Annotated in this window: 18 protein-coding genes and 1 tRNA gene; 10 read left to right on the top strand and 9 right to left on the bottom strand. The window is 61.2% G+C overall.

Going from position 1 to position 21,165, the window contains the following annotated elements; all coding sequences use genetic code 11:
- Positions 1–444: 444 nt before the first annotated feature.
- Positions 445–1,125 (bottom strand): response regulator, encoded by a 681-nt coding sequence (locus ACX80D_RS11275; protein ID WP_459322759.1) that lies wholly within the window; start codon positions 1,123–1,125, stop codon positions 445–447.
- Between the two features lie 15 nt (positions 1,126–1,140).
- Positions 1,141–2,472, bottom strand: a complete 1,332-nt coding sequence (locus ACX80D_RS11270) for a sensor histidine kinase (RefSeq protein ID WP_459322758.1) — start codon at positions 2,470–2,472, stop codon at positions 1,141–1,143.
- A 162-nt stretch (positions 2,473–2,634) separates the two neighbouring features.
- Between ACX80D_RS11270 and phoU the strand changes: the two genes are divergently transcribed.
- A complete protein-coding gene (gene phoU, locus ACX80D_RS11265; protein ID WP_459322757.1) occupies positions 2,635–3,297 on the top strand; it encodes a phosphate signaling complex protein PhoU in 663 nt (220 codons plus the stop codon).
- A gap of 203 nt (positions 3,298–3,500) precedes the next feature.
- Here phoU and ACX80D_RS11260 read toward each other — a convergent pair whose 3' ends face one another.
- Positions 3,501–4,247 carry a phosphoglyceromutase gene (locus ACX80D_RS11260; RefSeq protein ID WP_459322756.1) on the bottom strand — a complete coding sequence of 249 codons (747 nt, stop codon included), beginning with the start codon at positions 4,245–4,247 and terminating at the stop codon, positions 3,501–3,503.
- Positions 4,248–4,448: 201 nt separating this feature from the next.
- On the opposite strand from ACX80D_RS11260, the gene ACX80D_RS11255 reads away from it, so the two are divergent.
- Positions 4,449–5,324 carry a class I SAM-dependent methyltransferase gene (locus ACX80D_RS11255; protein WP_459322755.1) on the top strand — a complete coding sequence of 292 codons (876 nt, stop codon included), beginning with the start codon at positions 4,449–4,451 and terminating at the stop codon, positions 5,322–5,324.
- Between the two features lie 535 nt (positions 5,325–5,859).
- Here ACX80D_RS11255 and ACX80D_RS11250 read toward each other — a convergent pair.
- Together ACX80D_RS11250 and ACX80D_RS11245 are read right to left on the bottom strand one after the other, a co-directional pair.
- Positions 5,860–6,219: a DUF2516 family protein gene (locus tag ACX80D_RS11250; RefSeq protein WP_459322754.1), complete on the bottom strand. Its 360-nt coding sequence runs from the start codon at positions 6,217–6,219 to the stop codon at positions 5,860–5,862.
- A 9-nt stretch (positions 6,220–6,228) separates the two neighbouring features.
- Positions 6,229–7,449, bottom strand: coding sequence for a trans-sulfuration enzyme family protein (locus ACX80D_RS11245; protein ID WP_459322753.1), 1,221 nt, complete (start codon positions 7,447–7,449; stop codon positions 6,229–6,231).
- 124 nt (positions 7,450–7,573) lie between these two features.
- Here ACX80D_RS11245 and aztD point away from each other — a divergent pair, with 124 nt between their 5' ends.
- Complete coding sequence (aztD, locus tag ACX80D_RS11240) at positions 7,574–8,953, top strand: zinc metallochaperone AztD (RefSeq protein WP_459322752.1); 1,380 nt, start codon at positions 7,574–7,576, stop codon at positions 8,951–8,953.
- A 108-nt stretch (positions 8,954–9,061) separates the two neighbouring features.
- Here aztD and aztA read toward each other — a convergent pair whose 3' ends face one another.
- Positions 9,062–9,739 carry a zinc ABC transporter ATP-binding protein AztA gene (gene aztA, locus ACX80D_RS11235; protein WP_459322751.1) on the bottom strand — a complete coding sequence of 226 codons (678 nt, stop codon included), beginning with the start codon at positions 9,737–9,739 and terminating at the stop codon, positions 9,062–9,064.
- A 50-nt stretch (positions 9,740–9,789) separates the two neighbouring features.
- Between aztA and aztB the strand changes: the two genes are divergently transcribed.
- The 7 genes from aztB (at position 9,790) to ACX80D_RS11200 (ending at position 16,635) form a co-directional block, all read left to right on the top strand.
- A complete protein-coding gene (aztB, locus tag ACX80D_RS11230) occupies positions 9,790–10,659 on the top strand; it encodes a zinc ABC transporter permease AztB (RefSeq protein WP_459322750.1) in 870 nt (289 codons plus the stop codon).
- The gene (locus ACX80D_RS11225) at positions 10,656–11,924 is read left to right on the top strand and encodes a hypothetical protein (RefSeq protein ID WP_459322749.1); all 1,269 of its coding nucleotides are present in this window, start codon (positions 10,656–10,658) and stop codon (positions 11,922–11,924) included. Before aztB ends, ACX80D_RS11225 begins: the two co-directional genes overlap by 4 nt.
- Before the next feature lie 26 nt (positions 11,925–11,950).
- Complete coding sequence (aztC, locus tag ACX80D_RS11220; protein WP_459322748.1) at positions 11,951–12,949, top strand: zinc ABC transporter substrate-binding protein AztC; 999 nt, start codon at positions 11,951–11,953, stop codon at positions 12,947–12,949.
- Positions 12,950–13,047: 98 nt separating this feature from the next.
- On the top strand, positions 13,048–13,719 hold the full coding sequence (gene tmk / locus ACX80D_RS11215) for a dTMP kinase (protein WP_459322747.1): 672 nt from the start codon (positions 13,048–13,050) through the stop codon (positions 13,717–13,719).
- The gene (locus ACX80D_RS11210) at positions 13,716–14,885 is read left to right on the top strand and encodes a DNA polymerase III subunit delta' (protein WP_459322746.1); all 1,170 of its coding nucleotides are present in this window, start codon (positions 13,716–13,718) and stop codon (positions 14,883–14,885) included. Before tmk ends, ACX80D_RS11210 begins: the two co-directional genes overlap by 4 nt.
- Positions 14,886–14,903: 18 nt before the next feature.
- Positions 14,904–16,454, top strand: a complete 1,551-nt coding sequence (locus tag ACX80D_RS11205; protein ID WP_459322745.1) for an alpha/beta hydrolase — start codon at positions 14,904–14,906, stop codon at positions 16,452–16,454.
- A gap of 105 nt (positions 16,455–16,559) precedes the next feature.
- A tRNA-Thr gene (locus tag ACX80D_RS11200) sits at positions 16,560–16,635 on the top strand.
- Between the two features lie 577 nt (positions 16,636–17,212).
- Here ACX80D_RS11200 and ACX80D_RS11195 read toward each other — a convergent pair.
- The 3 genes from ACX80D_RS11195 to ACX80D_RS11185 form a co-directional block, all read right to left on the bottom strand.
- Positions 17,213–18,442, bottom strand: a complete 1,230-nt coding sequence (locus ACX80D_RS11195) for an ABC transporter ATP-binding protein (protein WP_459322744.1) — start codon at positions 18,440–18,442, stop codon at positions 17,213–17,215.
- Positions 18,439–19,995, bottom strand: coding sequence for an ABC transporter permease (locus tag ACX80D_RS11190; protein ID WP_459322770.1), 1,557 nt, complete (start codon positions 19,993–19,995; stop codon positions 18,439–18,441). Before ACX80D_RS11190 ends, ACX80D_RS11195 begins: the two co-directional genes overlap by 4 nt.
- A 62-nt stretch (positions 19,996–20,057) precedes the next feature.
- Entirely contained in the window at positions 20,058–21,122 is a 1,065-nt protein-coding gene (locus ACX80D_RS11185) for an iron ABC transporter substrate-binding protein (protein WP_459322743.1), read from the bottom strand.
- Between the last annotated feature and the right edge of the window lie 43 nt (positions 21,123–21,165).

The following is a 21,165-nucleotide window of genomic DNA, read 5'->3' as shown; positions in this document are numbered from 1 at the left end:
TTTGTGACAACCGGGCCTACTTTTTTGCTGCTCACCCTTTTTACTGCCGCCCGGCAGGAATCAGCTTCAGCGCCTGCAACCTGCAACCTGCAACAGCTTTCGTCACCGGCAACCAGCTGAACCAGCGGCTGCAATTGCAGCATAAACACCGCGTTGCTGCGACGTCTCGACTTTGCTGCCGTGAAATCAAACTCCCCAGCCTCACTGCAGTGCAGGCGCTCTCCGTCCACCACGAACCACCTCTCATCGAAGGTGATTGTGTGGGCTTCACCATCATTACTCGGGCCTAAGACCTTGACCCCAGCCAGGGCTGATGTGACCACCGGAACGCCCGCACGCGTTATCCATCACAGCTTATGACGTTGAACAACCCAAGCAATCAAAATTCAACATTTAGCACATGTGACTTAATTTTGAGCAGAGCCTTGACAAAAGGCCCGCTAGCTACGGCTCCAGTTTGTAACCCAAGCCGCGCACGGTGACAAGGTGCCGCGGGTTGGCCGGATCCGTTTCGATCTTGCTCCGTAGCCGCTTCACATGGACATCCAGAGTTTTGGTGTCGCCCACATAATCCGAACCCCAGACCCGATCAATCAGCTGCCCGCGGGTCAGGACTTTACCGGCGTTACGCAGCAACATTTCCAGCAGTTCAAATTCCTTCAGCGGGAAAGACAGATTCTCGCCACGAACACTGACCACGTGCCGCTCTATATCCATCCGCACCGGCCCCGCACTCACCGTGGAATCCATCAGCTCTTCGGGTTCGCCTTGGCGCCGCAGCACGGCCCTGATCCGGGCAATGAGTTCACGGGAAGAGTAAGGCTTGGTGACATAGTCATCGGCCCCCAGTTCCAGCCCCACCACCTTGTCAATCTCTGAATCCTTAGCAGTCAGCATGATGATCGGAACACTGGAACGCTGGCGCAAATGCTTGCACACCTCGGTTCCGCTCATCCCGGGCAATTGCAGATCCAGCAGGATGAGATCGGCACCGGAGCGCTCAAATTCCACCAACGCGTCCAGGCCATTGTCTACAACCGAGACCTCATAGCCTTCCTTGGACAGCAGGAACGACAACGGGTCGCTAATGGAATCCTCGTCCTCAACAATCAAAACTCTACTCACGCTCGTTGCGCTCCTTTAGATCAATCCGGGGTGCCGATCGGCGCGCAGATGCGTTCCGACGTCTGACGTTTGGTTGGAAAGTTGGGGCAGCCGCACGGTGAACGTAGAGCCCAATTTGGGGGCCGACCACAGAGTCACCTCGCCGCCATGGTTGCTGATGATGTGCTTGACGATACTCAGGCCCAGACCGGTGCCGCCGGTGTGGCGCGAACGGGCGGTATCGACCCGGTAGAACCTCTCGAAAATTCGGTCCTGTTCGGCGGGGCTCAGGCCGTCGCCCTGATCGGAAATACTGACGGAGACAACGTCCTCAGCCACCGACAAACCGATGCCCACCTGGGTGTTTTCCGGGGAATAGCGCACGGCGTTGTCAATCAAGTTGCGGAGGGCGGTCACGAGCTGGGAGCGGTCGCCATATACCTCGGCACGCTTGCGGGGCCCCAGTGCGATGGTGATGTTACGGGCCTGCGCCGGCGATCTGGTGCGGTCCACAGCCTCGGCAATGACATCGTTAATATCCACGCTGGCGCCAACCAAGGCCACGTCCTTGCCTTGCACCCGCGACAGCTCAATGATGTCTTGGACCAGGGCTGCCAACCGAGCGGATTCGGTCATCATGCGGGAGGCGAAACGGCGGACTGTGGCCTGATCCTCCGGAGCAGATTCCAGCGCCTCTGCCAGAAGCGAGATGGCGCCTACCGGTGTTTTCAGTTCGTGCGAAACGTTGGCCACAAAGTCGTTGCGGACGGCTTCGGTGCGAGCAATTTCCGTGCGGTCATCTGCCAGGAGCAGGATGTATTCCTCCCCCAACGGAGCCACCCTCACCTGGATGACCAGCGTTCCCTGTCCCGGCGCAGCCAAGTGCGTGGGCACCTGCTCGGCGGGTAGGACCGCGGATGTGGGGGCGGGGCTGGCGGAACTGGAGCCGTCGCTCGTTACTGCGGCAGCCGGCGTCGTGCCTGGTGGTGCATGAGGAGCTCCGTGTGGATGGGCCGCACTGGGGAGGATGACGCGCGGCAAGATCAGATCGCGCTCCTCAATGACGCCTGCGCGACGCACCCGGTGGGCGAGCTCAATAAGTTCCTGGTGAACCACGGTATGACCGCGCACCAGGCCAAAGGCGTAGGCACCAGGGCTAGCCCGCACCACGCCATCGACCGTGTCGATAACGATGTAGGCCTTGCCCACAACCGAGAGCACCTCGGCGGCGCCATCGGGCAACGTCGGCTCGCCAATATCCACCGTGAGCTTGCGCGAACGCTCGCTGATACTAAACGCGAGCATGCCAAAAACACCAAGGGCCAGGCCAATAAGCCCGGCCGTCACTCCAACCAACAAGGGATCCACACCACAACCCTATGCGCTGACCACGGCAATGTGCGCAAAATAGGCCCGTTAACGTCGCCGTTCAACTAACGTTCACCTTGGCGTGCCGTCTCGTTCACGTGCGGATGGCATGCTAGTACTCATTACAGGTCCATTTTGGGCTGCCCTTGAAAGGAACCACGCGTGCGCAAAGTATTCCAGGCCGAGCTTCACCAAATTGGTGAGGGGCTTATTGAGATCTCCGAATTGGTTGGCGAAGCGGTCAAGAAAGCCACAACGGCTTTCGCCGCGGCCGATCTCCAAAGCGCCCAGGAAGTCATTGCCGCCGACGCGCGGATCGACTTTCTGCAAAATGACTTGGACGAGCGCGCCATTGACGTTCTAGCCTTGCAGGGTCCGGTCGCCAGTGACCTGCGCATGATAGTTGGCTCGCTGCGCATGAGCGCGTCGCTGGAACGCATGGGCGATCTGGCTCGTCACATCGCTCAGCTGACCCGCCTGCGTTACCCCAACCCGGTGATCCCGGCACCGCTGACGGAAACCTTTGCCGAGATGGCACGACTGGATATCTTGATCGCTGAGAAGGTCACCGAGCTGCTGGACTCCCGCGACTTGGACCTGGTGGGCGAGATTGCCACGGCCAAGATCGCGATCAACAAGCTCCACAAGTCCGTATTCGCTGTTATGGGAGCCCCCGAGTGGAACGCATCCGCTGCGACCACTGTGGATGTCACCCTGGCCAGCCGCTACTTTGAGCGCTTCGGCGACCATGGTGTTTCCGTGGCCCGCAAGGTCTCCTATCTGGTGACCGGCGAGTGGCAGCCCGAGGATTTCCTAGCCGGCTAGTCTCTGCGGCTGCTCAGTGCGGCTGCTCAGTTCCACGTTCCGCCCCCGTCCCCCATATCCGCGGCCGTTCCACCTGGCGCGGATGTGGGAGACGGGGGCGGATCCGTTTAAAGTTCTGCTTAAAGTGTTCTGCTTAAAGTTAGAAGGCGGGGACTCACCTTTTGAAGGTGGGCCCCCGCCGTCGAACTTTTATAAGGCGTGTGTTACTTCTTGCCCTGGTTGGCAACAGCCTGGATGGAGGCCGCAGCGGCTTCCGGATCCAGGTACTTGCCGCCGGGGGTGATGGGGGCGAAGTTCTCGTCCAGTTCGTAGACCAGCGGGATGCCCGTGGGGATGTTCAGCGAGGCGATGGCGTCATCTGAGATGCCGTCCAGGTGCTTGACCAGGGCGCGCAGCGAGTTGCCATGAGCGGTGACCAGAACAGTCTTGCCAGCCTTGAGGTCAACCTTGATGTCTGACTCCCAGTACGGCAGCAGGCGAACAAGGACGTCCTTGAGGCACTCGGTGCGCGGCAGGACGTCGCCCAAGCCGGCGTAGCGGGGATCGTGGGCCTGAGAGAATTCGCTGTCATCGGAGAGTGCCGGCGGCGCGGTGTCGTAGCTGCGGCGCCAGGTCATGAACTGTTCCTCGCCGAACTCGGCCAAGGTCTGAGCCTTGTCCTTGCCCTGCAAAGCACCGTAGTGACGCTCGTTCAAGCGCCAATCGCGCTTAACGTCGATCCATCCGCGGTCAGCCTTATCGAGGGCGAGGTTGGCGGTGTTGATTGCACGCTTCAGGAGCGAGGTGTACAGAACGTCGGGGAGAAGGTTGTTCTCCACCAGCAGCTCACCGCCGCGTGCGGCTTCGGCGCGACCCTGATCGTTCAGGTCAACGTCCACCCAACCGGTGAACAAGTTCTTGGCGTTCCACTCACTGTGGCCATGGCGTAGCAAAATCAGCGTATAAGTCATGGTTTCATCTTACCGGGCGAGGACCGGAGGGCTCGAATTACTACGCCACTTACTACGCCACACTGAAGCTGCGTACGGTTTGCCCGTAACCATGCGCAGCGCTGGGACAGCCGTCACCGCTCAGCCAAATGTGTCTGGACACACAGGAGCAGCAGCACGGATTTGGCAAAAGTCACCCTTACGGAAAAATAGAATTTATGGGTGGTTCAACGTGCGCAAAGGGTCAAGAATGTCTCCGCCGACCCCGCTGGGACCTCCCGGCCCGGGGCCGCACGCCAGCGCAATAAACCTTTTGGCAATGTCACCCGCGGCACCACCAACACCAACCGGCTGCGACGCGTAGACCGCTGGCTGGCCGGCCCCCAGGCATGGCGCTTGCGCACGGAAAGCAATCCCCTAGTGGTGGATCTTGGCTACGGCGGCTCCCCGACAACGGCCGTTGAACTGTATTCGCGCATTCACGCCGTCTGCCCCAGCGCCCATGTCACGGGCATCGAAATTGAACCCGAGCGCGTCCGCATCGCCAAGCCCTTGGAACACGGTGGCTTAGATTTTCGAGTAGGCGGCTTTGAAATTCCCGTCCCCGGCAAGGCCACCATGGTGCGCGCCTTCAACGTGCTGCGCCAGTACGACGAGTCCGATGTGCTTCTCATCTGGGCCACCGTCTGTTCGCGCCTCACGGAGCAGGGCATTTTCGTGGACGGCACCTGCGATGAGATTGGCCGCCGCAGCACTTGGGTTGCCCTCGGTGTGGAAGGTCCGCAATCCCTGACAATTTCCCTGCGTTTTGGCGGCTTCGAGCTGCCCAGCGATGTGGCCGAGAGGCTCCCCAAAGCGCTGATCCACCACAATATGCCGGGCGAAAAAATTCACAGATTCTTACAGGCGCTGGACAAACACTGGCTCTCCGGGGCGCAGCTGGCCTCCTTCGGCAACCGTCAGCGCTGGCTGCGCATGTGCAAAGCAATGTACGACGACGGCTGGCCCGTGGTGCGCGCACCCTCGCGTTGGCGTTTGGGCGAGTTGACCGTGGCATGGTCTGCTGTTGACCCGGCCCTAGTTAGCAGCCTCAGTTAGCAGGCTGAACTAATCTACCGGGCTGACCGAATCTAGCTGGGTAGTGCGTATCCGCTTAGCGTCGATTAGCTGAGTGTTTATGTGTAAGCGCGGGCTAGAAGTACTCGCGCGCTGGGCTTGCTCCAGGCGTTTCAGCAACCGAGCTGCGGTTCAGTGACGCCGCCGAGACTTCCGCGCGCCTCGAGTGTTCACTTAAGGTACGCTTTTGGACGTTTTGGGCCTTACAACGTACATCAACTGCACACTCGAGGCTGGTCACCTAGGCAATTGCGGTCCGGGAGGCGATTTAAGGGCTCGGGCGAGGAATCGAACCCTGAAAGTCCTCGTCAGGAAACTGCTCGACGTGAATCCGGGACGAACCGATTCCCGCGAACCCGGCATACTATCGCCGGCCAGGGCTGCTGGGGCCTACTTCCTGAACCCGATGACACAAGCTGAACTAACCGGATACGCACTAGCTGAGTTATCAGAGTTAGCTGGATTACCAGAACTAGCAGGCTGGACTAAGCGTGCAGGCTTACCGGTTCTAACAGAGCTACCAGGAGGAGCCGCGGTTGTTTCCACCTTTGCCGCGCCCACGAATCTCGGCTAAGGCCGGACGAACGTCGGCCAAATAAACGCCTGCTGCGGTGACGCCAGCCAGAGTGAACAGCATCATTATGCCCATGGGCGGAACCGTCAAGGACGTGACCGGGCCAATGATGTAGAGGAATCCGAAGAAGCTAGCGCCACCAGTCAACGCCGTCCAGAATGTCTTGTTCCGCTTGTACACTCGCTCAAACACGCTCGGCGGAGTACGCAAGCAGTCGGCAAAGGCCCAGACCTGAATGCCCAGGGCCAGTAGGCCCAGGGCAACAAGGATGAAGAATTCCACGAAATTCAAAAGATTAGACACAGGATTAGCTTACAGCTCAGTACTGGAATTGTTCTGTGAATCCCCGACGTTGGACGCAGCCAGGGAAGAATGGGCCAAAGCCTGCTCCAGATCGTTCCAGAGGTCTTCCAAATTTTCAATGCCCACGCTCAAACGCAACAGGTTCTCTGGAACCGAAGCCGGTTCATTGGCGTGACGGCGGCGGCGCTCGATCAGCGATTCCACACCACCCAGCGAGGTGGCCGGAGTCCACAAGCGCAATGCCTCAACCACGGCCTCAGCAGCGTCAGCGCCACCGGCAATCTGAATGCACAGGATGGATCCAAACCCGCTCATCTGTGCCTTGGCCCTCAGATGACCCGGATCAGAAGGTAGGCCGGGGAACAAAACCTTCTCAACGGCGTCATGCATCTCCAGGCGGGTGGCCAGTTCAAGGGCGCTGGCCTGCGAGCGCTCCACCCGCAAGGCCAGTGTGCGCAAACCGCGCAGGGCCAGCCACGCCTCGAACGGGCCGGCGATGGCGCCATGGATGGAACGGTGATGCAGCAGCTGGGCGCGGACCTCGGGGTTAGAGGTAGCGAGGGCGCCCATGATGACGTCGGAATGGCCGGCCAGATACTTGGTCACTGAATGCAGAACAACGTCCGATCCCAGCTCAAGAGGTTTTTGCACAAGCGGGGTGGAGAAGGTGTTGTCCGTGACCACCAGCGCGCCGACGGCAGCAGCTGAGCGGCACAGCGCGTGCATATCGGCCACTTCCAGCATGGGGTTGGTGGGACTTTCCAGCCAGAGCATGCTGGCCGCCTTCTCTCCAGCGCCGGTGAGGGCCGCGATGACCTCATCGTTATTGGCAATGTCAACGGTCCGTACCGTGAACATGCCCTTGGCTGCCATCTCCTGCGCCATGACCAAGGCGCCCTGATACGAATGCGCGGGCATGACCAGCACACCGCCAACGGGGATCAGCGAGAGCGCGGCGGAAACAGCGGCCAGGCCAGAGCTGAAAATGAGCGCCGGCAGTGATGCCCCCTCCAACTGGGCCAGCGCATCCTCCAACGGATCCCATGTGGGGTTGGAGTAGCGCCCGTAGGCCCGGTCCCCATCCACCACGGTTCCGGTCCCCACATAGGTGGAGGACAGCACGATCGGCGGATTGACGGGGGCGTCATGCCCACGGTCGGGGCGTCCGGCCGCAACGACCACTGTGTCGGGGCTGAGATGGTCGGGGTGCGAGGCAGGCTGGTAGCTCATGTTTTCCAGAGTAGACCGACTGCTCCCGGCAACAGGAATTTCATGACGGACTCAGGGGTGGATTTATGACAGATCACCGCTTTTTGTTTTTGATAATGATTCTCATTAACGTTAGCATCGGGCTATGACCATCACAAAAAACACCCATCCACCCATTTCTTCACTCAGGAAAACCTCCGCGCTGCGGGGTTCAGCGCTGCGGAGTTCTGCACTGACCGGCATGGCCCTGGCGGCCACTCTCGCGCTAGTTTCCTGCGCTAGCGCGCCGGACACTCCCGATGCCGCAAATGCTGGCACCGAGGCTTCGGCCAACCACAGCGCCCCAGCAGATAATCACGAGCACGAAAGCACCGAGGCGGAGACTGCCCAGCCCCGACTAGTCATCACGCACGACGGCGGCATGACCGTCCTGAACGCCAGCACCGGTAAGCCCGTGGCTGAGTTGGACCTAGCGGGATTCAACCGACTGAACCCCGCCGGCGATGGGCGCCACGTTCTGGTGTCCACCACGGGAGGCTTCCAGGTTTTGGACGCGGGCAGCTGGTCGCAGGCTCATGGCGAACACCATCACTACTTCACGGCAGCGCCAGCCTTGGAAGATCTGAAATTTCCGGCAACCACCCCCGGCCATGCCGTCAACCATGGCGGCGTGACCGCCTTGTTCGACGACGGCACCGGCGTTGTCAACATCTTCAACCCCTCAGATCTGGGCTCCCACGAACTTCCGCCCACCCAGGACTACAAGACCAGCGCCGCCCATCATGGCGTGGCCGTGCAATTGAGCAACTCTCAGATGCTGGTCACTGAAGGAACCAGCGAGAGCCGTAACACTGCGCAGCTCTTGGCGGCGCCGGACGCCAAGGGTGCCCGCGCCGTTGTGGCAGAAAGCTCGGACTGCCCCGGCGTCCACGGAGAAGCATCAGCCAAGGGAACTGCAAATGGAGAAACCCTGGTCCTTGGCTGCGAAGATGGGCTCTTGCTGATCAAGGATTCCAAGTTCACCAAGATTTCCTCCCCTGACGCATATGGCCGCATTGGCAATCAAGCCGGCAGCGACGCCTCCACGGTTGTTCTGGGTGACTACAAGAAGGACAAGAACGCCGAACTGGAGCGCCCTAAGACGTTCTCGCTGACAGACACTGCCACCGGAAAGCTCACCCTGGTGCCGATCGACTACTCATACTCGTTCCGCTCACTTGCCCGCGGGGGCGACGGTGCTGCGCTGATGCTGGGCACTGACGGAAAATTGCACATCTATAACCCCGACACCGGCACCGAAACCGCAGCCGTGGACGTCGTGGCACCCTGGGAAGAGCCCTTGGATTGGCAGCAGCCACGCCCATCTATCTTCGTGGACGGCCCCATCGCCTATGTGACTGACCCGGCAAAGAAGATGCTCCACACCGTGGACCTGCCCTCGAGCACGGTGACTGCCAGCCACCCGCTGGATCAGGTTCCGAATGAAATCACGGGAGTCTCGGGCCAGGCGGACGCCGACCACTAGACTCGCTGGTCAGCACGACCCGCTGGCCCAGCATCCCACCCACAGCCCGGTCCGCGCTTCACTTTTCCCACAGCACAGTGAAGCGCGGACCAATGGCTTGACGCGCACTCAGGCCACCGGCACCGCAGCAGCAGCGCCTGCCAGCGTCGCAGCAGTATCCGCCACGACACAACCCTGGGCTAACGTCACGATGCGTCCAGCCTGAGCAGCATCAGCATCGCTATGCGTGGCCTCGACGACGGTGACGCCGCGAGCAACTTCCTGGGCAATGATGTCCCGAATATGCACCTGCGTTTGCGCATCCACGCCAGCGGTAGGTTCATCCAACACCAGCAACTGCGAACCCTGAACCAGGCCCTGAGCCAACAACACACGCTGACGCTGACCACCGGAAAGCTCACCCAGCTGACTGTGGGCAAGATCGGCCAAGCCCAGCGCTTCCATCGTTTGATTCACCACAGCCCGGTCCCCCGCCCCCAACCTGCTCAGCCAGCTGCGGTTACCCCAACAACCCATCGCCACAGCCTGCCGCACAGTGAGCTGTAACGATTCCGAGGCGGAGCTACGCTGCAGCACCAGCGCCGGGCGCACTCCGGGCAACCCCTGCACCTCGCCCCGCAGCGGGCGGAGAATTCCGGCAAGTAGCCCGAGCAGGGTGGACTTCCCCGAACCATTGGCGCCCTGAACAGCCGTCAGCGTTCCGGCGTCGAGACGCAAATCCACCCCTTCCAACACCACACGATTCCCATAGGCGAAAGCAACGCCGTTCAGACTAACCACACTCATAAAACATCCCCTCTAATTGATAATGATTCTCATTATAGTAGGCTTATCGAATGCACTGGCTCCTTGACCCCTTCACCGTTTCCTTCGTCCAACGTGCCGCCCTCGGCGGATTCGCGGTGGCTCTGCTGTGCGCCATCGTCGGAACGTGGGTGGTCCTGCGAGGCATGGCCTTCATCGGCGACGCCATGTCCCACGGCATGCTCCCGGGCATCGCCATCGCCCTCCTCCTGGGCATCAACCCCGTCATCGGGGCAGCTGTCAGCGCATCCGCCATGGCGCTCGCAATATCAACCATGTCCCGCCAGCGGCGCCTCTCCAACGACACCTCGATCGGCCTACTCTTCGTGGGCATGCTGGCGGCCGGCGTCATCATCATTTCGCGCTCGCGATCCTTCGCAGTGGACCTGACTGGCATCCTGTTCGGCGACGTTCTGGCTGTCACCTGGTCAGATATCTGGCTGCTGTGCTGCGTCCTGTTGGGTACGGCCGTGGTTGCCATGGTTTTTCACCGCCCCTTCGCGGCATTAACGTTCGACGCGCGGAAAGCCGCCACCTTGGGCATGCGACCCGGGCTGGCTAGCACTGTTCTCTTACTCCTGGTCACCGCAGCCATGGCCGGCTCTTTTCAAGTGGTCGGCACACTGCTGGTCTTCGGCTTACTCATCGCTCCTCCGGCTGCCGCGCTGCCGTGGGCCAAATCCATTCCAGCCATCATGGTTATCGCCGCCGTTCTGGGCTGCGCGGCGGTGGTGGCAGGGCTTCTGATCTCTTGGCACGCGCGGACCGCCGCCGGAGCAACTATCGCAGCAACCGCCGTCGCACTGTTCTTCGCGTCAAGCATTCTGGCCGCAAGCATGCGAGCTTTTGGCTCCGCCAGGGCTGCACGGCCCACCCTCCACCGAAAGGCACTTTCCGCATGAGCACGAGCTCACCCACAAGCAAACGAAGCCGTTTCACAGCGTTGGCGCTGACAGCGTTGATGGCATTGGGCGCCTGCGCCAGCACGCCAAACGCAGAACCGGGAGCCGGACCAGGTCAGGGGCCCGAGTCAGTACAGGGCAGCAGCGCGGTTCCGCACGGTTTCGTTGCCGGCGCCACCGAGGCAGACGAGACGCAAAGCCGTTTGAGCTACCTGTCTGCCGATTCTGGAACCATCACCATGATCGATCCGCTCACTGGCGAGGAAGGATTCAGCGCCACATTTCCGGGGGCAACTTCATTGAGTCATGACGGCAGATTCCTCTTTGTCCGAACCGAACCCACTGCTCCCTTGAACGTGGTTGATACCGGGGTGTGGACCCGCGTGCATGGCGATCACAACCACTACTACAGTTCCGAAGCCCGCACTCTGGAGAACGATACTCCCCTGCCCTTCGGTACCGTTATCGGGGATGGAAATAAGGTGGCCATCTTTGATGAAAGCACTGGCACCACCTCCGTCCTGCTGCGCGAAGCGCTCGATCAAGGGGACGCCCCGGTGGAGCTGAGTATTCCTGGGACTCCGCACACCGGGATGGCGGTCCCTTACAGGGGTCATGTACTGGTCACGAGCTCCCCGGGCAGCGATAAACTCCCCACCTCGGTGTCCGTTTTTGACGCATTAGGCGCAAGCGAGTCCCTCGCGAACGCTGAATGCACATCCTTACGAGGCCATGCCATCACCAGTTATGGAGTGTTGTTTGGCTGCAGCGACGGTGTACTGATGGTCAGCGATAACGACGGCATTCTCACAGCCACCAAGATCCCCTACCCGAACACGAACTCCGGCGAGCGCATCGATTCCTTTGCGCACAGGCCCGGATCCAGCGAACTGACAGCGCTGGCGGGCTCGGCTGGGTTGTGGCATCTTGATGTGGCTGCTCAGAAAATCCAGTTCCTCGACAGCCCCGAGCCGCTCGTAGCCTCAACCACGGCCGGCAACGGCGCGCCCGCCTTGGCTGTTGGTATGAGCGGCACCGTCTATGCGTTCAATTCCAAGACCCTCGCGGTGGAAGCACAAGCGGACCTTCTGCCAGCCACGGAGGGCGGCCAGCCGCCGTCGCTCGTGGTGAACAATAACCGCGCATACTTGAGCCATCCCAACACTGCAAAAATCTACGAACTCGACTACCGGGATCAACTGCGTGTGGCCCGTACCTTCCCCACCAGCGAGGCCACGGCGCAACTTGTGGAGACGGGACTGTGAAGGGCATGGGGCTGAAGGGGAACAGCATGAGCATACAAGCCAAAATTGCTATGGCAGCGCTGCTGATTTTCGCCGCAGGAGTCCTCCCGGCCTGCTCAGCCGCGCCGGCAGGTAGCGGCCAGGCAGGTAGCGGCCAGGCAGGTAGCGGCCAGGCAGGCGGAGTGAACTCCGGCAGCGACAAGGCCACCATCATGGTGACGACGAATATCCTGGGCGATATCACGCGCAATATTGTCGGCGACACGGCCGACGTCGTGGTTCTCATGGAGGCGAACGCCGATCCGCATTCCTTCGGGGTTTCCGCTTTTCAGGCGGGCCAAATGGAGCAGGCTGAACTGATTGTGTTCAATGGACTCGGGCTGGAAGAAGCGGTCCTGAACCACGTCTCCTCAGCCGAAAAACAGGGCGTTCCTGTCATAGAAGTTGGGGCTGCGATCGAGCCGCTGTCGCATCAGAGCGCAGCAGTGGGCGCAGGAGCGGGCGGCACGCTCGATCCGCATTTTTGGACCGATCCGCAGCGCATCCTCACAGCCATCGCGGCTATTGAAGAGGCCGTCGCCCAGCACGTGAGCATCGCAGACCCTGTAGCGTTGCACAGCAATGCCGCCAACTACCGCGCCAAAGTGGCCGAGCTGGATGCCTGGATGGTTACGGAGTTTGCCACCGTACCCGCGGGCCGGCGCAAAATCGTCACGAACCACCACGTATTTGGCTACCTGGCGGACCGCTTTGCACTTGAGGTGGTGGGCGCCGTCATGCCCAGTGGCACTACGCTGGCCGCACCCAGTGCCGCCGATCTCAGCGCCTTGGCCACCACCATCCGCGAGGCCGGCGTCCCCGCCATTTTTGCCGATACGTCCCAGCCCGAAAGGCTCGCGGAGGTCTTGGCACAGGAGGCAAAAGTAGCCGTGGAGATCGTTCCGTTATTCACCGAATCCCTCAGTGCCCCGGGCGAGGGCGCTGAAAGCTACCTCGAGATGATGCGGACCAACACCACCCGCATGAGCACTGCTTTGACGAGATGACACTTCTTAGCTGTCTCGCTGCGTTGCCTGCCCCTGTGCCTGTGGATAGTCCCAGCGCGCCCAAGGAATCATTCAGCTTGGGCCGGTAGGCTTATGGCGTGACTGATTCCCCCGCTCTCCCTGCCCCCGCCGCGCCTACACTGGGCCTTTTCATTGCTTTTGAGGGTGGCGACGGGGCCGGAAAATCCACCCAAGCCGCGTTGCTAGCCAAGACCTTGTCCAACGCCGGCCGCACGGTTTTGCGGACCCGTGAGCCAGGCGGGACTCCCGTGGGCGAAAAGCTGCGCTCACTGGTACTCGATCACGGCCAGGGCGAGATCGATGCCCGGACCGAAGCGCTTATTTTTGCCGCCGCACGCGCAGCACACGCCACCCAAGTCATCTCCCCCGCAGTGGCACGCGGGGAGATTGTCATCAGCGATCGGTACGCGGATTCATCGATCGCCTATCAAGGAGTGGGCCGGGGCTTAGGCGCCTCAGCCATCGAAGATCTCAATAACTGGGCCACCGGCGGCTTGTGGCCGGATCTGACAGTTCTCCTGGACGTCTCCCCCGAGGCGGGCCGTGCGCGCCGCACTGCCGGGGAGGCCGCCGAGGACCGGCTGGAATCCGAACCCGATGGTTTCCACGCCGCCATCCGCGCAGCCTTCTTGGAGCGGGCCGCAGCCACCCCGGCACGGTATCTGGTCCTGCCCGCCGATGGAGAAATTGACACTTTGGCTAGCGCCATCGCCGAACGCGTGGCGGACCTGCTGTTGGAGCACGCATGAGTGTTTGGGTTGACCTTCAAGGTCAGGAATCGGTGGTGACTCAGCTGCGCCGTGCGGCCCAATCCGGTAAGCCCACGCACGCATGGCTGTTGACCGGCCCACCCGGTTCCGGCCGCTCCAACGCAGCCCTAGCTTTCGCGGCGGCATTGGTGTGCGAACAGACTGAGCTCAACGCTCGAGGCTGTGGCGTGTGCAAGGCCTGCCACACCACCTTGGCCGGTACCAACGCCGACGTCACTTTCATCGCCACCGAAAAAACCACCATTTCCATCGAAGAGGCGCGGCAACTGGTCCGCAAGGCACACGATAGCCCCTCCTCTGCCCGCTGGCGCGTCATCATTGTGGGCGACGCCGACCGTATGGCCGAACGCACCACTAACGTCCTCCTCAAAGCCATCGAAGAGCCGCCGCCGCGCACCATCTGGATCCTGTGCGCCCCGAGTCCGGCCGATGTCCTGGTCACCATCCGTTCGCGCTGCCGCACACTGACCCTGCGCCTTCCACCGGTTGAAGACGTGGCCGCACTACTCGTTCGCCGCGACGGGATCGAACCCGGGCTGGCGCTGATCGCCGCCCGCGCCGCGCAAAGCCACATTGGCATCGCCCGCCGCCTCGCCCAAGACACCGGTGCCCGGAAACGTCGCGACACTACCGTCCGGCTGCCCCTGAATCTGCACGATGTCACTACCGCCGTCATGGCCGCCGCCTCCCTGCTGGCCTTGGCCCAGGATGAAGCGTCCTCCTCAAATGAAGAGCGCGACGCCGGCGAGAAGGCCACACTGTTGCGGAACCTTGGCGCACCCGAGACCGGGACGTTGCCGCCGCCCATGCGAGCCCAAGTGCGTGCCTTGGAAGAGGACCAGAAACGCCGTGCCAAGCGCTCGGTGACGGACCACCTCGACCGGGCACTGACGGATTTGCTCTCCTTCTACCGAGATGTGCTGGTACTTCAGCTCAACGCCCGAGGAGGCAACGGCGTCGAACGTGACTCGGTAGAACTGGTCAACGAGACCCTGCGCGCGGAGCTGAATGACTTTGCCGGCGGCTCGCGCGCCGAAACCACCCTGGTGCGCATGGATGCCATCAATGCCGTCCGCCACCGCCTGACCACCACCAATGTTGCCCCACTGCTGGCTCTTGAAGCCATGGCAGTCAGCCTGCTCTAAGCTGTGAAGGATCTTTCTATGACTGCCCCCAATGCACGACGGCGCCCCCGCCACCTCCGTTTGCCCCTCATCGCCGCTATGGCTGTGCTGGGCCTGATGCTGGGATCGTGCTCGGTGCTGGCTCCCGAGCAGCCCACCGTGAGTTCCGCTGACCCGGCGGTGGTGGGCGATGTGCCCGAAAACCTGACGGATTTCTATACTCAGGCGGTGACCTGGACCTCCTGCAGTGGCGGGTTCCAATGCGCGGAGGTCGAGGTCCCGATGGACTATGAGAAGCCGAACAAGGAATCGATCAAGCTTGCGGTGACCCGGCTGCAGGCCAGTGGAAACCGGCAAGGCGCCATGTTGGTCAACCCGGGCGGCCCAGGCGGATCCGGGGTGGATATGGTCCAGGACGCCGCACAGGTCTATTTCTCTCAGAAGCTACGCGGCGCCTATGACGTGGTGGGCTTTGACCCCCGCGGAGTACAGCGTTCGGCGCCCGTGAAGTGCCTCGACTCCGCCCAAATGGATGCTACTCGCCAGCAAAATTTCGATCCATCCACCGACGCCGGCATGGCCGCGTTCGAGACTGAAGCTAAGCGTCAAGCGGAGCTATGTAAGACCAATTCCGGCCCATCGTTGCCGTTTGTGGATACCGTCAGCGCTGCTCGCGACATGGATATTCTCCGAGCCGTGGTGGGGGATCCGAAGCTGAACTACATGGGCTTCTCCTACGGCACCAAGCTGGGCGCCACGTACGCCGGGCTGTTCCCCGAACGGGTGGGCAAGTTCTCCTTGGACGGTGCCATGGATCCGTCGCTGGACATTGACCAGGTTTCGATGGGCCAGGCCGTGGGCTTTGAGAACGCACTGCGGGCCTGGGCCGCTGATTGCTTGGCTGGCACCGATTGCCCCGTCTCCGGATCCGTGGATGAGGCCATGGCTCAAGTCCGTGAACTCAACGATGTCTACAGCGCCACGCCTCAGCAAACACCTGAAGGCCGCGTGGTGACCGGCACCGAATTTGGTGGCGCACTGGCATTTGGCATGTACTCCACAGATCTGTGGGCTCCCCTGACCGGCGCTTTGACGCAAGCCTTTGCTGGTGATGCCTCGGGCATGCTGATGCTGGCTGACTTCTCAGCGGACAGGGACTCCGATGGTCAATACAACTCCAACACCTCTGCAGCGTTCACCGCTATCAACTGCTTGGATTACCCGATGAACTCGGACCTTGCCCACATGCGTGAACAGGCTGACCTGCTCAAGAAGGCCGCCCCCACGTTTGGGGCTCTGCTGGCCTACTCAGGGTTGAGCTGCAAGTTCTGGCCGCATGAGGCAACTGGCAATCCGTCCGCCATTTCTGCTGCCGGGGCTGGTCCCATCTTGGTAGTTGGCACCACCGGCGATCCGGCTACCCCCTATGTATGGTCCGAGGCCCTAGCCAAACAGCTAGATTCCGGCGTCTTGGTCACCTGGGAGGGCGAAGGCCACACTGCCTACGGCCGCTCGAATGCCTGCCTAACCACGGTGGTGGACGACTACTTTGTGGACGGAAAAGTCCCCACCGAGGGAACTCGATGCTAAGTTCCCTCGGTTCTGCGGGGCCCGATTTTGTACATCCGGCCCGCGCATATTAGAGTGGTTTCTTGTGTTCGGTACTTGAGCCCGTAAGGGTAAAAGCCAGCACAGGCCTCCATAGCTCAGTTGGTAGAGCGTTTCACTCGTAATGAAAAGGTCAACAGTTCGATTCTGTTTGGAGGCTCCACTAAAACCCCGCCACGGCGGGGTTTTTTGGTTCCCTACGCAATCTGCCTCGGACCAACGTCAGTCGTTGCTTCAGCCATTGCTGTGCCCAGTTGCTTCGGCCAGTTGCCCGGAACGGCTGCACCCAAGCCATCGAAACTGCAGCTGATGCGATTCCCCCAAGCCTTTTACGTTTAGACTGCAGCTAAGGCGATAAATCGGCAACTTTTACCGCATTATCCGCAGTCTCGAATCGGCGGAGCTCCAACACACCGCGTTATCTGCTGTTTCAACTTTGGCCAGGCCCGAAATCGCCATAGCTGCTGTTTCAACCTCTCCCAGGGGCGTGACTGCCCGAATTAAGAACCGGTATCCATTCATCCGGGAGCTTTGGTCGTTTAGCAAGCTGTAAACGACCAAAGCTCACGGATCAACGCTGGACTCACCTCCGCAGGTTCAACTCTGGGCTCACCTCCGCAGGTTCAACTCTGGGCTCATCTCCGCAGGGTCGCCTATAGGGTCGCCGATAGAGTCGCCGCGCGGGCCCACACGCCCGAGGCCCCCGGCATGAGCTTGTCAGCGGTGGGAGGGCGTGGGGATTAGTCCCAGGGGAAGACGACGCCTTCGCCCACTACCTTGAGCGACAATTCGGTGCCGGGGCGGGCAAGCATCGCGTTCCAGTGCCGGATGGTGATAATTTCGCCGCCGACTGGCTGGTGTGGATCGAGGGGGTGTTCAGCGTCGACCTTGATGGGTTCCAGCTGGATGCGGACGGTGGTTTCGGGACCGAAGTAGTCGGTATCAACCACGCGGCCGCGGATGGGTCCGCCGTTGGCGATGCGGATTTGTTCTGGTCGCAGCATCAGGTGCACTTTGCCCTGGACAGGTGGGCGGCGGACGGGAATTCCGCCGAGCGAGCAGAGCGCCAGGGAGCCTTCCATCCACGCCTCGATGATGACGGCGTCGCCGAGAAACTCGGCTGTGGCCCGGTCTGAGGGGCGGGTGTAGACCACGAACGGACTGCCGATTTGAGCTAGTTTTCCATCACGCATGACGGCCACTTGGTCGGCGAAGCTGAGGGCCTCGGCTTGATCGTGCGTCACGAGGATGGCCGTTACCCCAGCTTGTTTCAGCGTTTGGGAGACCGCGCGCCGGGTGGCAACTCGCAGGCCTGCATCGAGTGCACTGAACGGCTCATCCAGTAGCATCAGCTCCGGCTGGCGGGCCAACGCCCGGGCAAGGGCCACGCGCTGTTGTTGTCCGCCGGAAAGCTGGTGCGGGCGGCGCTTGGCGTACGACGCATCCATCGACACCATCTCCAGCAATTCCCCCACACGGAGCGATGCAGCCTTACCCCGCAGTGGCAGGCCGAAGGCGATGTTGGCGCCCACGCTCAAGTGCGGGAACAGGGCACCGTCCTGCGCAACGTAGCCAACACTGCGCTTGTGAGCCGGGTTCCACTGGGACGGTCCAGCAACTTCTTTTCCGGCCAGTGAGATCTGGCCAGAATCTGGCGCTGAGAAGCCTGCGATGAGCCGCAACAAGGTGGTTTTTCCTGATCCGGAGGGTCCCACGATCGCCGTCGTATGCCCCTGGACAACTTCAAGATCCACGCCCTTGAGCACCTCGGTGCTACCAAAACTCTTGCGCACATTGCTGATTTGCAGATGAGCGGGAACCTCGCTGCTAGCCTGCACAAAGGTTCGGGCCTCAGCTGCCTCCGGCACGGGCCGGTCCGCAATACGTCCGGGACCGTCCGCACGCCGACCCTTGGGCGGAAGAGTTTCATCGGCCGCCGGCACACCGGGCTGCTTGGGTGGGGTGGTCATTGTCCGGCCGCCTTCTTGGATTGCACGAACAAAAGATAAGTCATGGGTGCCGAGAGCAAAATCATCAGCAAGGCATACGGAGCTGCGCCCATATAGTCGATTTCGCTACTCAGCGACCAGAATTGGGTGGCCAGCGTCCGGGTTCCGTTGGGCGCCAGTAGCAAAGTGGCAGTCAGCTCATTGACGATCCCCAGAAACACCAGAGCCGCTCCACCAGCAGCTGCCGGGGCCGAGAGCCGTAACGTCACCCGCAAAAACGCGGCTAGCGGCGGCTTGCCCAAAGACTGTGCCGCCTCATCGAGCTCATACGGCACCTGAGCAAGACCGGCACGCAGGTTCACCAAGGCACGCGGCATGAACAGTAGCGCGTAGGCGAACACCAGCACCAAAGAACTTTGGTAGATGGCTGGCACGTTGTGAACGGTGATGGTCACCAAGGCCAGCGCCACCACAATGCCAGGCATGGAACTGGAAATATAGTTCACGGCTTCCAGCACCTTGCTGACGGGGCCCGCATGCCGGACCACCAAATACGCCAAGGGGAAAGCCAACACAATGGTCAGCAACGCGCCGACCAAACCATAGCCAAAGGTTGAGAGTAACGTTTGCAACAGATCCGAGCGCTGCCAGATGGCCGCTCCCCCTGCGATGAGCCAGCGGCCCACATGCCACAACGGAACACCAAGAGCCAGCGCTGACACGGCGACCAAAAACAGCTGGCTGGGACCTTGAAAGAGACCAAGGTTCAGGCGGACAGGGCTCGACTGCGCACCGGCACCCACCCGTGCATACCGAGCGCTGCCACGTGCCCTGGATTCGGCGAGCAGGAGCAGCAGGCAAAACACCACTAGGACGCTGGCCAGCATATTTGCAGCAGCACCATTGAAGGTGGAGCGGAACTGGTCATAAATGGCGGTGGTGAAAGTATCGAACGCGATCATCGCGAAAGCGCCATATTCGGCCAACAGGTGCAAGGACACCAGCAGCGCCCCACCAGCAGTAGCGAGCCGCAGCTGCGGCAACACCACACGGAAAAATACCCGCCACGGACCAAGCCCCAATGACGAAGCCGACTGTTCCAACGCCGGGTCCAGCCGGCTCAGGACCGCAGCCACGGGAATGTAGACCAGCGGGAAATAGGACAAAACCGAGATCAGCACACCACCAAAGACCCCACCCAATGACGGAATGGCACTGACCCAGGCGTAACTGTTAACGAAGGCCGGGATCGCCAGCGGCGCCGCGAGCAGAACCGCCCACGCCTTGTTCCCGGCAAGGCTGGTCCGCTCCACCAGCCACGCACCACCCACTCCAATCACCACGCACAACGGCACGGTAATCAGCACTAACAACAGCGTATTAAGCAGCAATTCGCCAACGCGCGGACGGAACACCAAACTAACTACGGTGTCCCACCCAGTGTTGGCGGTAGCAACCACCACGAACCCCAGCGGCAGCAGGGAGAACGCGGCAATCACCAGACAAAGCACGACGACGGGCCAAGGGCCGAGGCGTGAACCCCGGCCCCCAGCCCGCTTAGCTAAGTTGCGCATAACCGAAATGTTGGCACCAAGCTTCGGCGCCGCCGTCGTACGTTGTTGGGAAGTCATTGACTCTAGAGTAGACCGGCCTGCGTCATGAGATCGGTGACCTTCGCCGAGTTCAGCTTGGCGGGATCGATCTTGGGGGCCTGGAGATCGGCCAGCGGGGTCAGTGCCGCGTTCGCTGCAACGTCAGAGCCCACGGGGTATTCGAAGCTGGTGCCGGTCTGCAGAACGGTCTGGCCGGCCTTGCTCGTGACGAACTCAAGGAACTTCTGGGCACTGGACTGATGCGTGCTGGAGGCTAGTACGCCACCGCCGGAGATGGAGACGAAGGCGCCCGGATCTTCATTCTTGAAGTAGTGCAGCTCAACGTTCTTGGAGTTCTCGCCGGTCTTGGCCTGATCGCCAAAGTAGTAGTAGTGGTAAATGACGGCGCCTTCAACCTCGCCCGCATTGACCGCCTTCATGGCAGTGCTGTTGCCCTTGTAGGACTTGTAGTTTTCCTTCATGGCCTTGAGCCAAGACAGTGTTGCGTCCTCGCCTTTGAGCTCCAGCATGGCCGAAACGATGGCTTGGTAATCAGCACCCGAAGGCGATGCAGCCCACCGGCCCTTCCAAGCCGGATCGGCCAAATCCATGATGGACTTGGGCAGCTGTGCTTCGGTGAGTTTGGTCTTGTCGTAAGCAAAGACGGTGCTGCGGGCAGCAATGCCGGTCCACTTGTTGGTGGACGGGCGGAACTCGGCCGGGACCTGCTCCTGGATGGTGGCGCTGACGTCTGTGAAGAGGCCCGCGTTTTCAACCTGAGTCATGGCCGGGGAGTTCTCGGTGAGGAAAACATCAGCCGGGGACTTGGCGCCTTCTGCGATGATCTGGTTGCTCAGCTCGAGGTCACTCCCCTGACGCAGGGTGACCTTGATGCCGGTTTCCTTGGTGAATTCGTCAACCCACGCCTGTGTGAGTGATTCATGCTGGGCGTTGTAGACGGTGATGGTGTCATCAGCACCGCCGGAAGCGCCATTGCTTTCCGAGGGTGTGGTGGAGCCGCCGCAGGCAGCAAGGGCAAAAATGGATGCCCCGGCAAGGGCGGTCAGCGTGCTTTTACGCAAAGTCTTCAGGGTGGGCCAAGTCAACATGTGAGCCTTTCGGCGGTAGAAATAATTAGCGAAGATAAGTTGA

The sequence above is a fragment of the Arthrobacter sp. Sr24 genome, from assembly GCF_054511175.1.
The sequence above is the reverse complement of the archived record's forward strand: the minus strand, read 5'-3'. Positions and strand labels throughout refer to the sequence as shown.

What these genes read in the sequence shown, in the direction of transcription:
- ACX80D_RS11260 (WP_459322756.1), bottom strand. Translation starts at nt 4,247, where the DNA reads ATGACTTATACGCTGATTTTGCTACGCCATGGCCACAGTGAGTGGAAC.
- ACX80D_RS11245 (WP_459322753.1), bottom strand. Translation starts at nt 7,449, where the DNA reads ATGAGCTACCAGCCTGCCTCGCACCCCGACCATCTCAGCCCCGACACA.
- aztD (WP_459322752.1), top strand. Translation starts at nt 7,574, where the DNA reads ATGACCATCACAAAAAACACCCATCCACCCATTTCTTCACTCAGGAAA.
- aztA (WP_459322751.1), bottom strand. Translation starts at nt 9,739, where the DNA reads ATGAGTGTGGTTAGTCTGAACGGCGTTGCTTTCGCCTATGGGAATCGT.
- aztB (WP_459322750.1), top strand. Translation starts at nt 9,790, where the DNA reads ATGCACTGGCTCCTTGACCCCTTCACCGTTTCCTTCGTCCAACGTGCC.
- ACX80D_RS11225 (WP_459322749.1), top strand. Translation starts at nt 10,656, where the DNA reads ATGAGCACGAGCTCACCCACAAGCAAACGAAGCCGTTTCACAGCGTTG.
- aztC (WP_459322748.1), top strand. Translation starts at nt 11,951, where the DNA reads ATGAGCATACAAGCCAAAATTGCTATGGCAGCGCTGCTGATTTTCGCC.
- ACX80D_RS11210 (WP_459322746.1), top strand. Translation starts at nt 13,716, where the DNA reads ATGAGTGTTTGGGTTGACCTTCAAGGTCAGGAATCGGTGGTGACTCAG.
- ACX80D_RS11205 (WP_459322745.1), top strand. Translation starts at nt 14,904, where the DNA reads ATGACTGCCCCCAATGCACGACGGCGCCCCCGCCACCTCCGTTTGCCC.
- ACX80D_RS11195 (WP_459322744.1), bottom strand. Translation starts at nt 18,442, where the DNA reads ATGACCACCCCACCCAAGCAGCCCGGTGTGCCGGCGGCCGATGAAACT.
- ACX80D_RS11190 (WP_459322770.1), bottom strand. Translation starts at nt 19,995, where the DNA reads ATGCGCAACTTAGCTAAGCGGGCTGGGGGCCGGGGTTCACGCCTCGGC.
- ACX80D_RS11185 (WP_459322743.1), bottom strand. Translation starts at nt 21,122, where the DNA reads ATGTTGACTTGGCCCACCCTGAAGACTTTGCGTAAAAGCACGCTGACC.